The following is a 13698-nucleotide window of genomic DNA, read 5'->3' as shown; positions in this document are numbered from 1 at the left end:
TATTGAATAGATCCTGAGTTTATGCAAACCCCAGCATCACCATGCCGACCATGCAGACGGCAGCCAGGGCCAGGAGCTTGAGCACCAGCGGCATGCAGAACCGAAACCAGCGGTCGTAGGGGATGCCCGCCATGCCCAGAATGCCCATAAGCACCGCGTTGGTAGGCACGATCATGTTGGCGAAGCCGTCGCCATACAGAAAGGCCTGCACCGCAATCTGGCGCGACATGCCCAGCAGGTCACTCAAGGGGGCCAGGAGCGGCATCGTCACAAAGGCCTGGCCGCTGCCTGAGGGGACGAACAGGTTGATGACGGCCTGCATGCCCATCATGCCCACGCCTGCAACTTCGGGACCGACGGCGTCGAGCGGAACGGAGAGGGCGTACACGATGGTGTGCAGAATCTCGCCCTCTTCCATGATGAGCGCAATGCCGCGCGCAATGCCTACGAGCAGGGCGGTTTCGGTGAGCTCCTTTGCCCCCACAACAAACTCCTTGGCCATCAGGCTGGGCCCCAGGCGACCAATGGCGGCGGTCACGACCCCCAGAATCAGGAAGGCAGCGCCCAGTTCGGTGAGGTACCAGCCCTGCGTGGCAATGCCCCACACCGCCGTGCCCAGTGCCACAAGAAAGGACACCATGATCGCAATGTGGGTCCACTGCAACGCCGGATAGCTGGCAGTGTCGGTGTCCTCTTCCTCAACCGGCATCGCAAGGTCGGATACGAGGCTGGCGGCTGGGTTCGCCTGCACCTGACGTGCGTAGTGGTACACATGATGCGTGCCCACCCCTACGAACGGAAGCAGCAGCGCCATGCGTACGGGCCAGCCCGAGTACGTCTCAAGTCCGGCAATGCCCTGGGCTACAACCACCGTGTATTGATTAAACGCCGCTGCGCCATACCCAATGCCGTATCCGGCTACAATAATGCCGACGGCAGTCATCGTATCCATCTTCATAGTGCGGCAGAGCGCGGCCAGAATCAGCACGAAGGGGATGTACTCCGCTGACGCGCCCATAATGCTGGAGGTGAGCGCAAACACAAAGATCGTAATGAAGATGAGCAGGCCCGGCTGCCCGCCCAGCGCATCCAACAAGCGCCCCAGGAGCGCATCGATGGTGCTGGTTTCGCGAATCACCGCGAGCACGCCGCCGATGATAAACAGGAAGAAGATGATGTTCTGCGAATCCGCAAACGCCTGGGGGATTGCCGTGAATAGGTCAACGGGGGTGAGCGTATCGGCATCGGTGCCCAGTTCGAAGGTACCCGGCACCACGGCCTCGCGTCCGTTTACCATCTCGGTGTCGAACGCGCCGGAGGGGACCACCCAGGTTAGCGCGAGTGCGCCGACCATCAGGAAGAAGAGCAGCGCAAGCGTGTGGGGCATCTTGAAGTTCATAGGCGGTAGCGTACGGCACGAAACAGAGCACGACATCCCGCAAGATACAGCGCGGACACGAGAAGCGAAACCGCCCCGTATCCGCGCTGAGATCCATTCGCCGATATGTCAACAGCGCGTTAGGCGCGCCGCAGCGTGCGCAGCGACCAGCGCCCGAACGATTCAAACGCGGAGTAGATAACCGGCACCACAACCAGCGTCAGGAACAGCGCAAAAAGCAACCCGCCAATGATGGAGGTGCCCATTGGGCTCCAGAACTGCGTGTTTTCGGAGCCGAACTGGAATGCCGGATCGAGCTCAGCCAGCAGCCCAATGAAGTCCACATTCAGCCCGAAGGTGAGCGGGATGAGCGCCAGAATGGTCGTAAGTGCGGTAAGCAGCACCGGACGCAGCCGGTCGACGCTGCCGTTGATGATGGAGGCGCGGTCGCTGGCGCCCTGATCGCGCAGCTGCTGAATGTAGTCGAGCAGCACAATGTTGTTGTTCACCAGGATGCCGAACAGGCTGATGATACCGATGAAGACCATCAGCCCAAACGGTGTTTGGCTGACGGCCAGCGTGAACACAACCCCAATTTGGCTGAGGCCCACGGCCAGCAGCACAATGAGCGGGGCCGCCAGTGAGTTAAACTTGGCCACCGTCACCAGAAAGATGAACATAATGCCGGCGCCAAGTGCAAAGAGCAGGAAGCTAAACGCCTGTTCCTGATCTTCTTGCTCCCCCGTGTACTGCATCGTGTATCCGTCGGGAATCTCGTTCTGGCGGAAGTCGGCCAGATACGTCTGCACGCGGCTCAGGACCTCGGGGCCCGAGTAGCCGGGGGCGTTCTGCCCCTCGATAACCGCCACGCGGTTCAGGTCGAGCCGGGTGATGGATCCCAGCCCGGCGCCATCCTCAAACTCGGCCACGTTAGAAAGCGGAATAAGCGCGCCTTCGGCATTGGCGATACGCAGGCTCTCCAGACTTTCGAGGCTGGCGCGATCTTCGGGAGCCAGGCGCACGGTGATGTCGTAGTCCTCTTCGTTCTCGCGGTAGGTGCTGGCCTCGATGCCGTTGACGGCGGTACGCACGGCCTGCCCGATCTGTCCGGTACTCAGCCCGTAGCGCGCCGCTTCCTGCCGGTCAACATTGATGCGGTGCTCGGGGCGAGCCAGCTCCAGGTTGTCCTGCACATCGACGAGTCCGTCGAGCGTGCCCTCGCTTACGCCCTCAGCCAGGCGCTGCTGCACCTGTTCGGAGAGGTCCGCAATCACGTCGAACTCAGGCCCGGTAATCTCGATGTTCACCGGCGGCCCGGTGGGCGGCCCTACCTGGTCGCGCTGAATGTCGAGCAGGATGTCGGGGAGAGTGCCCGAGATGGCTTCGCGGATGCGGGCCAGTGTGGTGGTGCTGGGCTCGGCGCGGTCGGCATAGTCGCGCAGGTTAAACGTGATGCGTGCGAGTTCGGACCGGGGCTGGCCGCCGCCGAAGTCGCCCGAGCTGGCCACGCCGACGTTGGTGAGCATGTTTTCGGTGTTGGCAAAGACGCGCTCGTCCTCGCTCAGCAGATCCACGAGCTGCTCCTCAGCGCGCTGCGCAGAGGCATTGTTGGCGTAGATATTGGTGCCGAGCGGCGCCTCCATCGTAACGCGCACCTGGTTAGGGTCGGTCTCAGGGAAGAACTCGACGCCGGGGTTAGCGACGTAGAAGAGTGCAAAGATGGCCAGCGCGCTGCCCAGCAGTCCGTTCAGCAGCACCGAGCGGTTGTCGGTGAGCAGGCGGGGGGCCGGCAGCACCATGCCCAGCGCGCCCAGCGCCATAATAGCTATTGGCAGTGCCATGATGATGAGATAGACGACCGGGTCGATAGACCGCAGCACGAGCGTGGTCAGGCCCAGCACCGCGACCAGTCCCACGGCAAGCACTGCGCCGGACTGCACGGTGAACCAGCCGCCGCGCATCAGGCCGAGCACCGAGTGCAGCGCCGCGCCCAGCACGCCCGCTGCCAACAAGAGCCCCGCAGGCGCTAAGAATACGTATCCCGCTACCGGACTTACGAGCGTGATGACGCCGCCCAGTATCCCCAGAAGTAAACCGCTTGTAAGGCTGCCCAGCGCCCACATGTTTTTGAGATGCGCACGGTTGTCGCTGTAATCGCGCTGCAAGGCCCAGCTTAGCAGCATGCGGTGGTACGCCAGCACGCGCGGCAGTACGTCGTGGATGAAGCGCTCAGAGACGGGCTGAAACGCGTAAATAAAGAGCAGATACGCCACGGGCGTAGCAACGGCCAGCACCAGCAGCGTTTGCCAGTTGGCCAGCCCCAGCGTAAGCGCCGACAGAGCGAGCCCGCCCAGCACCAGGTACCAGCCCGTGCGCGAGAGGCCGCCGCTGTCGTCCATGTCGTCGGTGCGGCCAAAGATGGCCATGGTAGCCGGGCTAATGAACACCGCCACGAAGAGCGAGGCCAACAGCGCAATGATCAGCGTAAGGGGCAGGAAGCTCATAAACTCCCCAATGAGGCCAGGCCACAGCAGCATGGGCGCAAAGGTGAGCGAGGTGGTAAGCGTGGCCACGGTAATGGAGCCTGCAAAGGCACTGGCGCCCTCTTTGGCGGCCTCGACGGGTCCCAGGCCCTCTTCGTCCATGAGTCGGTAGATGTTCTCGACAATCACAATGGCGTTATCCACCAGAATGCCGAGCGCCACAATCAGCGTAAACAGCACAATAAAGTTCAGGGTGATGCCCATGGCTTGCAGCACCATGAACGACACGAACATCGACAGGGGCACGGCGATGGCTACGAGCGTGGCGTTGCGCACGCCCAGGAAGAAGAGCAGCACCAGCACCACGAAGATGAGCCCGCTGATGATGTTGTTTTCGAGGTCGGAAACGAGGTTGCGCACGTTCTCGCTCTCGTCGCCGGTGATGATCCAGCTGGTGCCATTGGGAAACGGGAAGGCCTCCAGCTCCGAGAACACCGCGTCGACCGTCTCCAGAATGTTGTCGCCCGACTGCTTGGTGATTTCGAGGCTGATGACCTGCTCGCTGTCCTGCCAGTCATCGACCGGATCGAAGGTTTCATCGGGCTGTTCCGTCTGTAGCTGGCGCAGCCGTGCAAACGAGGTGCGGTCGGTGAAGCTAAACTCCACGTCGGCCACGTCGCGGATGTAGACGGGCGTCCCGTCGGGACTGGCGATCACGAAGTCTTCGATGGCACGCGGTTCATCGACCTCGCCATCCACGCGAATGAGGTAATTCTGGCGGTCTACGTCGATGGAGCCGCCGGGGACGTTCACATTTTCGCGCTGAATGGCACTGACGATGCTGTTGTAGGTGAGGCCGTAGCCGTGCAGGGCGTTCAGGTCGACATTTACGCGCACCTCGCGCTCCACATCGCCGTTGAGGGTAGCTTCGAGCACACCCGGCACGCCCTCGATTACATCTTGCAGATCCTCAGCCACCCGTTGCAGGCGCGCAATCGGGTAGTCGGCCGAGAGGTTCACCGTTAGAATGGGGAAGTCGGAGAGGTCGACCTCGTTGACAACGGGCTCCTCCACATCGGTGGGCAGGTCCGGGATCGCGCGGTCGACGTCGTCGGTTACGCGTTGATACGCCTGGTTCGTGGGCGTACCGGCCAGAAACTCAATGATGATGACAGAGACGCCCTCGGCAGAGATTGACCGGATTTCGTCGACGCCCTCGATGCCTTGCAGCTCCTGCTCGATGGTCTGCGTGACGAGCGGCTCCACATCCGCCGGACTGGCGCCCGGGTAGATGGTCTGCACGATAATCGTGGGGATCTCGATGTCGGGGTTGGCCTCTTTCGGGATCGTGAGGTAGCTGGTAAGGCCGCCTGCCGTAATGATAACGGCGAGCACCATCACCGCGGTGCGGAAAGAGACGGAAAAATCGCTGATACGCATGGAGGCACGGAAAAAAGCAATAGAAAGAGCGCACAGGAGGCACGTGCCGTGGAAGGCCCGCGGCACGAACCGACGAGTTTGCGCGAAACCGTTAGCGTGAGGTGGATACGGGACGCTGCGTCGACGCCGGGTCGATCATGGCTTCGTCGAGCGTCGCATAGCGTTCCACAATGTTGGCGCGGTCGCCCTCGGCCGCGTTGTTCTGGCCTGTGACGATAACCGCTGCGCCCGGCTCCAGGCCGTCGAGGATGGCGGTGCGACCTTGCGCGGTGGGGCCCAGCGTAACCAGGCGGCTTGCTACGCGTGGCGTATCGCCGTCGGGATTGGCGACCACGTAGAGGCGGTAGCCGTCTTCGTCGCGTTCAATGGCGCGGCGGGGCACGACCACCACGTTTTCCAACTGCTGACGCGGAAGCAGCACACGGCCTACCATGTCCGGGTGCAGGCGTCCGTTGCCATTTTCGAGCTCTACTTCCACCCGAAACGTGCGGTTACGCGGATTCACGGTGCCGCCGACAAAGGCAATCTGGCCCTGTAGGGATTCGCCAGCAAGCGACCGAAAGCCCACGTCGACCGCAGCGTCGGGGTTGATGTCGTTGATATAGCGTTCGGGCACGCCCACGGTCAGGTACATGCGCTCGGTGCTTACCATGCGCAGCACAGGGGTGCCTGCCCCCACCTGTTCGCCCACCTGCACAAAGTGCTCCTGGATCGATCCTGCAAATGGGGCGCTAATCGTGGTATTGTTAAGGCGGTCTTGCGCCTGTTCCAATGCGGCTTCGGCCTGCTCAACCTGGGCCTCGGCCTGGTTGAGTTGGGCCCGTACGTTTTCAAACTCAATGGCACTGATCACGGAGTCGCGGTATAGAGGCTCCTGGCGATCGAAGCTGTCTTGCGCCTGGGCCTCGGCAGCGCGAGCGGCGCGCAGTTGCGCTTCGGCCTGGCGCTGTGCGGCGCGGGCCTGTGTGGGGTCGATGCGAGCAACGGTAGCTCCGGCCTGTACTTGTGTGCCCAACGCGGCGCGCGACTGCAGGCGCCCGCCCACCTCGGCGGAGAGGGTTGCATCGTCGTCGGTTTCGAGGGTGCCGGTCAGGTCGAGGCGGTCTTGGAACGACTGGGCGCTGGCCTGTAGCACAGCCACCGGCACGCCCTCGTCGGCAGATTCGGTGACCTCTTCGGAGGTACACCCCGTCCACGCCATCAGGGCGGCAACGGCAAAAGCAAGCGGAAAACGCAGCGGCATAAGAGCGGTACGCATGGATACAGAGCAAAAAGGCAGAAAGCAAAAGGTATGGTACAGCACAGGGGGGCCAGAGGGCCCCTGCGTATCAGCTAAAACCGGAGGGCGGCTTTAAAACTGGAAGGTCGCATCAGGATCGGAGCGCAGCGGGCGCCCCACGGCAGTTTCGAGCGCGCTCAGCGCCGACACGTAGTCGAAGGCGGCTTGCAGGCGGTTCAGGCGGGCCTGGTCGAGCTGCTGCGAAGCCTCGCGCTCCTCGATAGGGCGGGCCACGCCCTCTTGTAGGCGCTGCTGCGCATACTCGTAGTTGAGCTCAGCGCGCTCCACGTTTTCCGTTTGGCTATCCAGACGCTGCTGGGCGGCGCGCAGGTTACGCAGCGCCTGCTCCACCTCCAGCTTGACACCCTCACGAGCGCGCTCCCGGTCAATGCGGGCTTGCTCCACCGCAATGGTGCGCTGCTGCACCTGGCGGCGCGTCTGGTTGCCGTCGAAGATATTCCAGGTCAGGCTCAGCCCTACGTTCACCGACTGATCCCAGTAGGCGGTGTCAAAGAAGCCGCGTGTTTCCTGGTCGAAGGCGAACGGGTCGTCGGGATCGGAAAGCGTAACGGTGCGACTGTCGGGCACGGAGCCCACGTAGTTGGCATTGGCGAAGGCGCTGACCGTAGGAAAGAGCCCGCCGCGTGTGATGGAGCGGTCGATCTCGTTGAGCTCCACCGCAAGCTGTGCCTGCCGCAGGTCGGGGCGATGGCGCAGGGCCATATCGGTGGCGCTTTCAATAGTAAACTCGCCGATAGCCTCAGGCGCTGCCGGGGCGTCCAGATCGTCGTCCAGTACAATCGGTGTATCTATCGGGATGCCCAGCACGTTTTTGAGGGCGTTTACTGCGAGCTCGGCTTGGTTGGAGGCATCAGTGAGATTGGCGCGCAGGTTTGAAAGCTCGACCTCAGCGCTCAGGCGGTCGAACTTGGGCGCGGTGCCCTGCTCTACCGACTGCGAGATCTCGCGTACGGTCCGCTGCACGCGGTCTACGCTCTGCTGGGTAACGCGAGCCCGCTCGCGCGCCAGCACCGCCTGGTAGTACGTAGCCCGCACCTCATCGATGAGGAGCTGCTCTTCGCGGTCGGTGCCGCGATCGCGGATCTCGCGCAGCCGGTCGGCCCCGCGCACCGCAGCAAAGGCCGAGGCATTAAACAGCACCTGAGACACCGTAATTCCCGCCTCGAACTGGTTGGGCACGGCAAAGGGATTGCCGCTCCCGCTGGGCGAGATGCCCGCCTCGCGCAGCCCCTGCTGCTGCTGCTCCTGAAACTCCGGAAACGAAATTGGCTGCGTATCGGGGTTGTCGTCGGTGCGGGCCTCTTCGTTAAATGAAAGCCAGTCGACGAAGCCGAGCGACTCGAACAGTCCGCCGGCTTCGCTTCCGGCAAACGGGTTGGGCGAGCGCACGCTGCGCGTGTAGCTGCTGTTGAAGGTCACGCTGGGGATGAGCGCGCCCCAGGCTTCACGCACCTGCACATCGGCGGTTTCCTCGTCGAGGCGTGTCTGGCGCAGCGCATAGTTGTGGACCAGCGCAATCTGCACGGCCTCGTCGAGCGAGAGCACGGCCGGAGCCTCACTGCTGGCTTCGTTGATCAGCGCATTGCGGTCGGGGCGGTCTTGGGCGGAGGCCACGGGCCCCGGTGCCGTCACCAAGCCTACACAAACACAAAGCGCAGCGCAGGCAAGCGAAAAACGAGTCATGAATCAAAAGGCAAGTCCAAGGAAACACAACGCAGGCCGCCTCCTCCATGCTATGCAGAAGGAGGTGCCGCTACGCCGTCGAAGAGCATCGTAGTAAGGAACGTAGCCGCCTTCTCGGGGTCGTCGAGAATCGACTGGTGCTGGCACGATGTGGGGCGGTCGGGATGGTTGGCCATAATGGCACGGTGCACGATCAGCCCATCAATGTTTTCGATGAGCAGGTGGGCTATCGCTTCCAGCGGCAGGTCGCGCAGCGCGCCGTTCTCGTCTGCTTGCTGAAGCATGGGCAAGAGCGCATTTACCATGCGCTCTTGCTGACGCTGAAAGTACGCCACCTTGCTGGCGTCGTGGCTAAAGCACATGCGGTAGGCCTCTTTGATGAGAATCACAAAGAGGTCTTCACGATCGTGGTAGAAGGCCAGCGCCCGAACGACCAGAGCGTGATAACGAGCGCGTGGATCTGTGCCGTTGGCCGCGTCGGCCACGCTCCTGGCAATGAGGTCGCAGAGCTCGTCGTAGATGGTGTCGAGCACGGCAAAGAAAATCTCCTCTTTGCCTCCTTCAAAGTAGTTGTAGAGCGTCCCCTTGCCAAACTCGGCGCGCTCGGCAATCTCTTCGAGCGTAGCGTGGGGGTATCCCTTTTCGGCAAATACCGACTCGGCAGCACGTAGCATGGCCTGGCGCCGGGTACGGCGCTCGCGCTCGCGGCGCGACAACGGAGTATCAGAATCAGTGGCCATGCAGAAATCAGAAGGAAGGTGACTGGTCAGTCATTCGGTGAACGTCAAGTCATTTATGGGCAGAGAGTTCGTCTATTTGGGTGAAAGAGTCGGGAATCTACCGTGAATGAACAGGAAGGACGGCTTGTAGCCTGCCAAAGGAGGCGGCCATAACATCCGGCCCGGCAAAATCCGGAGACAGTACGGATGGAAGCAGCGCGTACGGATGCGGCGCACAGGGGTGTCGTGTTTGGCGCATAGCCGGAGCGCCAAAAATGGTCCTCAAATGCGCAGGTAATAGGGGTGGCATCAGCCAAGGCCTTACTGCTATGCGCAAGAGACTGCGTATCGTGTGAATGCGCCGCACCACTGCGGATGCGACCGGCACGGTGCCGATTCGCTGGCTGCTCACCCCCCAAGGTGTTTATCATGACGAACATACCTCGCTCGCTGTCCTCGATGATCTCTCGTATTCGTGCATTGCGCAGACGTAGCGCGCTTGTGCTCTCTGTGTTGCTTCCTGTGGTTCTGCTGGTTGCAAGCGTGCTCCCCGCCTCTGCCCAATCGCCCTCCTCCGAATCCCGCCTCATCCCAACGCCGGTAGCGCCCTCGGTGCAAGACGTACAGGTGCGCATTGAGCGCGGGGAAGACGTGGTGCAGGCGCCCAGCCTGTGGTATCAGGAGGGCAATGCCCCGCCCGATAGCCTCGGGCTCATTGGCATTCCGCGGGGCCCGCACGACCGCCACGCTGTCACTTTCCGCGATGCACGCTACGGCTTCGATGTGAACCTGCAGCACGCCACCCTCATGCGCAATGGCGACGTCACCGAAGTACGAATTTCGCCCGAAGTGCTCCGGGGCGAACGGACTGCGCGCTTCATCATCCGCCCGCCTGCCGACGACTTTTACGACGTCGCCTATCCGGCAGGCATTGAGGCGCTGGAGACCGTTCCAGGCGAGCAGACGGTCATTGACGTATATGAGTGGTACACCGGCGCCAACAGCCGTGCGCTGTCGCTGGCCCCGGTACGCGCCACCACGCGTCGCCTCAACGACCTACCGCTCACGCGCGAACTGCACGGCAAGCTGCAGAGCACTGCCCCTGGCGGCGAACGCGTGTCGTTCTACCTGACGGTGCGCCAAGATCTGCCACTGGAGCGGACCGAGCCGCGCGAGCTGGCGCTGTTTCAGCCGATTTCTGTAGAGCGGCCCGCTCCGCAGGTTACGCGCCGCGAGATTGTATACCGCGACCGCCCCAGTCAGGCGAAGCTGGAGTGGATTACCCGCGTTGGTTTCATGGCCGGGGCAAACCGTGCCACGCTGCCGCGCAATCCGAATCGGGAGTACAGTGCCACCCGTGGGCGGGGCGACATCACCACTGCGCTGCGCTGGCATACCAGCGAAGACCTGTGGTTTCAGGCCGGCGTATTCGCTATCTCGCAGCCCACGATAAGCTCCGATGGCGATCACCACGACGTCCCCTACGGAGCACAGTTCGCCACACGCATCGGGCAGCAGCGCGCCTTCATGTTCATTGGCGATGCCGCACTCGAAGACACGCCTTTTCAGCAGCAGAACTTCGGCAAGAGCGACCAGCGCCTGCGCATGCTCATGGGGGTCGATGTGCAGCGTCCCGGCTATGCGTACCGCGTCGTGCTCGGCCCCACGTACTTCCGCGACCGGCCCTCCATCTTCGAGACGCGTCCCGACGCGCGCCAAGCGGGCGTGAGCCTGCTGGCTCAGTGGGTACGCCCGTTTCAGCTGGGCGCGGCTCCACTTGTTCTTGATGCGTGGGGACAAGCCGATCAGAGCTGGGGGTTCATCACCGATGCCGGCAGTGCGAACACGCAAGGCACGGCTCGCCTGGCGTTGCGCTACCGCTTCGACCTGGGCATCTCCACAATGGAGCTGGGCCCGGTGCTCATGACCCAGCATCATCGGAGCCGCTTCGATGGGGTCGATGGCATTTCGGAGTGGAGTGTGCTGGGCGGCATTGAGTTGAAAACCAACGTACGCCTCTTCAGCGGACTGTAACGCAGGCACGCTCAACCATGAGTGCGTTCGGGGGGAGGCGAAGCAGTGTCGCTGTCGGGCGGATACTCGACGTAGCGCGATACGATCTGCCGGTCCGAAGGGCCGCCCCTCGCCTCCACAAGCGCCAGGGCCAGATCAAGGCCCGATGACACACCCGCGGCTGTCCACACCGGACCGTCGCGGGTGACGCGTTTTTGGGCGAGCTGTACATTCGGCCAGCCGCGCACCTCGTCATGCGCGCTGTGATGCGTGGAGACGGTGCGGCCTTGCAACACCCCGGCGGCATGCAGCACCCGCACGCCGGTACACACCGAAGCCACCGTGCCGCCGCGGTCCAGGCACATGCAAATGCGGTTCAACACGGCCTCGCTCCGTGCAACAGAGCGGCTGCCTTCGCCGCCTGGAATCACCAGGATGTTTGGGATCGATGTCGCATCCAGCCGACTGTGCGGCGTAATGGTGAGGCCCTTGGCCCCGGTAAACGGCTCGTCAGACAGCGCCACCACACGGCAGGGCCAGCCTGCGGCCTGGGTGTGCCACGTCTGAAAGCACTCGTACGGCCCCACCAGGTCGAGCTCTTCTGCGCCGGGAAAACCCAGCACATGCACGGCGGCCTCTGTATCCCCCTGAATGGATTTAGCCATGCCGCTGCTCAAACGCATCCATAAAGTCGACGAGTGCCTCCACGGCCTCCATAGGGAGCGCATTGTAGAGGGAGGCGCGGAGTCCGCCCACGGAGCGGTGGCCTTTCAGGTTAACGAGGCCCTCGGCCTTCGCCTCCTGTAGGAAGCGCGGCTGCAGCGCGTCGTCGTGCAGGCGGAAGACCGGGTTCATGGTGGAGCGCGCGTTGCGGGCCACAATGCCTTCGTAGAAATCGGTGCGGTCGATGCGGTTGTAGAGCAGCGCGGCTTTCTGCTGATTCAGCGTATGCATCGCCTCGACGCCGCCCTGATCGCGGAGCCAGCGTAGCACCTTCTCGACCACGTAGATGGGAAAAACCGGCGGAGTGTTGAAGCGGCGCTCGGCGTGGGTGCCGTAATCGAGCATGGTAGGCAGGTCGTCGTTGCGCCGCGCCAGAAACGAATCGCGAATGAGCACGACCGTAACGCCGGCTGGACCCATATTCTTCTGCGCTCCCGCGTAGATGAGTCCGTACGGGTCCAGGTTCATCGGGCGGCTCAAGATCTCGCTGGAGGCATCCGTCACGATCGGCACCTCGGCCTCCGGATCTCCCGAAAACTGGGTGCCGTGCACGGTGTTATTGGAGGTGATGTGCAGGTACGCGGCCTCGGGCGAGAGATCCCACGTGTCGCGATCAGGAATCGTGGTGAAGTCGGTATCTTCAGCGGTCGCGGCCGTGTGGGCGGTGCCCAAGAGCTTCGCTTCCCGCAGCGCTTTAACCGACCAGCGCCCAGTGAGTACGTAGTCGGCGTGGCCGTCGGGCGGCAGGAAGTTGAGGGGCACCTGATGAAACTGCATGGAGGCCCCGCCCTGCAGAAACAAGATGTGCCAGTCGTCGCCCAGCCCCAGCAGGCGGCGCAGGTGGCGGCGGGCGCTCTGCTCAACCGCATCGTAGTCGGCGGAGCGGTGGCTGATTTCCATAATGGAGGCACCCGCGGTGCCGTACACCGGTAGTTCGTCGCGGACTTCCTGCAGTACGCTCGTGGGCAGCGTACCGGGGCCCGCAGAGAAGTTATGGAGGCGTTGGGTGCCGTCAACCGGCGACAGGGAAGGCGAGGCAGGCATGCAAACCGGAATTAGGTGGAGGAAAAATGCGCGCATCAGACTGTACCCAGGCGGCGGGGCAGTTGTGCCGCACGGGGGCCCCGAATCTTCGTGTTGGGGCTGGCGTACGCGCAACAAATAGAGCCTGCCTGTTTCTCTGTATCGCAACTGCTCGTCTGCTATGACTCGGCACGACTGGATCAGCCTGGGAACGACTGCGGGGCTGCACCTGCTGCTGCTTCTGATTTTTGCCGTGCTTTCGGCGGGCCGTCCTGATGCGCCCCAGATCGGATACATGGAGGTTGAGTTTGGTCCGCTGGCGCAGGGACAGCCTGTAGAAGCGGCCGAAGAGCCCACACCGCCCGAGCCGGCTCCCGAATCCCCCCAGACCGAGGAGCAGCCCGACACCGAACCGGCAGAAGAAGCGCCGGAAGAGCCGGTGGAGCTGCCTGAGTCGGAGGACTCGGAGGAGGCAGTGCCGCCTACCGAAGAAGAGCCCGAAGAGGAATCGCCTGAGCCCGAAACGGAGCCCGCCGAGGGCGACGACAGCGCGGACGCGGAGCCCGATCCCGAAGCCGATGACGGTGCGCAGACCGACGACGCCCCAACCGATGAAGGTGAAACGGAGGCCGACGATGGCACCTCGACCGATGAAGACCGCAGCGCGCCCTACGATATTGAGGGCCTCAACCGCGATCCGCAGTTCGCTCCGCTTCCCACCTACAACGAGCAGGTGAACGCCCGCGTCCGCGTTCGCATCACGGTCGACCCGCAGGGCAACATTGTGCGCCGCATTCCGCTTATCAAGGGCGACCCTGCGCTCGACGAGGCCGTTATGAACGCATTGTCGCGCTGGCAATTCAACGCGCTGCCCGAGGGCGCTCCGCAAGAGAACCAGACCGGGATCATCACTTTCACCTTCCGCCTCGAATAACC

9 protein-coding genes are annotated in these 13698 nt (G+C 62.9%); 2 read left to right on the top strand and 7 right to left on the bottom strand.

Annotation, left to right across the window (positions count from 1 at the left end; all coding sequences use genetic code 11):
• Positions 1 to 19 precede the first annotated feature (19 nt).
• The 5 genes from CRI93_RS04675 to CRI93_RS04655 form a co-directional block, all read right to left on the bottom strand.
• Positions 20 to 1387 (bottom strand): YfcC family protein, encoded by a 1368-nt coding sequence (locus tag CRI93_RS04675; protein ID WP_217992500.1) that lies wholly within the window; start codon positions 1385 to 1387, stop codon positions 20 to 22.
• A 131-nt stretch (positions 1388 to 1518) separates the two neighbouring features.
• Positions 1519 to 5301 (bottom strand): efflux RND transporter permease subunit, encoded by a 3783-nt coding sequence (locus CRI93_RS04670; RefSeq protein WP_098061450.1) that lies wholly within the window; start codon positions 5299 to 5301, stop codon positions 1519 to 1521.
• Between the two features lie 91 nt (positions 5302 to 5392).
• Positions 5393 to 6559, bottom strand: coding sequence for an efflux RND transporter periplasmic adaptor subunit (locus tag CRI93_RS04665; protein ID WP_098061449.1), 1167 nt, complete (start codon positions 6557 to 6559; stop codon positions 5393 to 5395).
• 93 nt (positions 6560 to 6652) lie between these two features.
• Complete coding sequence (locus CRI93_RS04660; RefSeq protein WP_176521695.1) at positions 6653 to 8215, bottom strand: TolC family protein; 1563 nt, start codon at positions 8213 to 8215, stop codon at positions 6653 to 6655.
• A gap of 119 nt (positions 8216 to 8334) precedes the next feature.
• Positions 8335 to 9024 (bottom strand): TetR/AcrR family transcriptional regulator, encoded by a 690-nt coding sequence (locus CRI93_RS04655; RefSeq protein ID WP_098061447.1) that lies wholly within the window; start codon positions 9022 to 9024, stop codon positions 8335 to 8337.
• A 501-nt stretch (positions 9025 to 9525) separates the two neighbouring features.
• On the opposite strand from CRI93_RS04655, the gene CRI93_RS04650 reads away from it, so the two are divergent.
• On the top strand, positions 9526 to 11037 hold the full coding sequence (locus CRI93_RS04650) for a hypothetical protein (protein WP_176521694.1): 1512 nt from the start codon (positions 9526 to 9528) through the stop codon (positions 11035 to 11037).
• 11 nt (positions 11038 to 11048) lie between these two features.
• Here the strand turns inward: CRI93_RS04650 and CRI93_RS04645 are convergent, their stop codons facing one another.
• Both CRI93_RS04645 and serC read right to left on the bottom strand, forming a co-directional pair.
• Positions 11049 to 11681, bottom strand: a complete 633-nt coding sequence (locus CRI93_RS04645) for a DJ-1/PfpI family protein (RefSeq protein ID WP_176521693.1) — start codon at positions 11679 to 11681, stop codon at positions 11049 to 11051.
• Complete coding sequence (gene serC, locus CRI93_RS04640) at positions 11674 to 12783, bottom strand: 3-phosphoserine/phosphohydroxythreonine transaminase (RefSeq protein WP_098061444.1); 1110 nt, start codon at positions 12781 to 12783, stop codon at positions 11674 to 11676. Before serC ends, CRI93_RS04645 begins: the two co-directional genes overlap by 8 nt.
• A 160-nt stretch (positions 12784 to 12943) precedes the next feature.
• On the opposite strand from serC, the gene CRI93_RS04635 reads away from it, so the two are divergent.
• On the top strand, positions 12944 to 13696 hold the full coding sequence (locus CRI93_RS04635; RefSeq protein ID WP_098061443.1) for an energy transducer TonB family protein: 753 nt from the start codon (positions 12944 to 12946) through the stop codon (positions 13694 to 13696).
• Positions 13697 to 13698 lie beyond the last annotated feature (2 nt).

Origin of the sequence: Longimonas halophila, assembly GCF_002554705.1 — a bacterium.
Lineage (GTDB): Bacteria > Bacteroidota > Rhodothermia > Rhodothermales > Salinibacteraceae > Longimonas > Longimonas halophila.
This window is presented reverse-complemented; position numbering and strand designations above follow the sequence as displayed.

Bases quoted from the DNA above. Each gene is read 5' to 3' on its own strand.
- CRI93_RS04675 (WP_217992500.1), bottom strand. From the start codon at position 1,387: ATGCCCCACACGCTTGCGCTGCTCTTCTTCCTGATGGTCGGCGCACTC.
- CRI93_RS04670 (WP_098061450.1), bottom strand. From the start codon at position 5,301: ATGCGTATCAGCGATTTTTCCGTCTCTTTCCGCACCGCGGTGATGGTG.
- CRI93_RS04665 (WP_098061449.1), bottom strand. From the start codon at position 6,559: ATGCGTACCGCTCTTATGCCGCTGCGTTTTCCGCTTGCTTTTGCCGTT.
- CRI93_RS04655 (WP_098061447.1), bottom strand. From the start codon at position 9,024: ATGGCCACTGATTCTGATACTCCGTTGTCGCGCCGCGAGCGCGAGCGC.
- CRI93_RS04645 (WP_176521693.1), bottom strand. From the start codon at position 11,681: ATGGCTAAATCCATTCAGGGGGATACAGAGGCCGCCGTGCATGTGCTG.
- serC (WP_098061444.1), bottom strand. From the start codon at position 12,783: ATGCCTGCCTCGCCTTCCCTGTCGCCGGTTGACGGCACCCAACGCCTC.
- CRI93_RS04635 (WP_098061443.1), top strand. From the start codon at position 12,944: ATGACTCGGCACGACTGGATCAGCCTGGGAACGACTGCGGGGCTGCAC.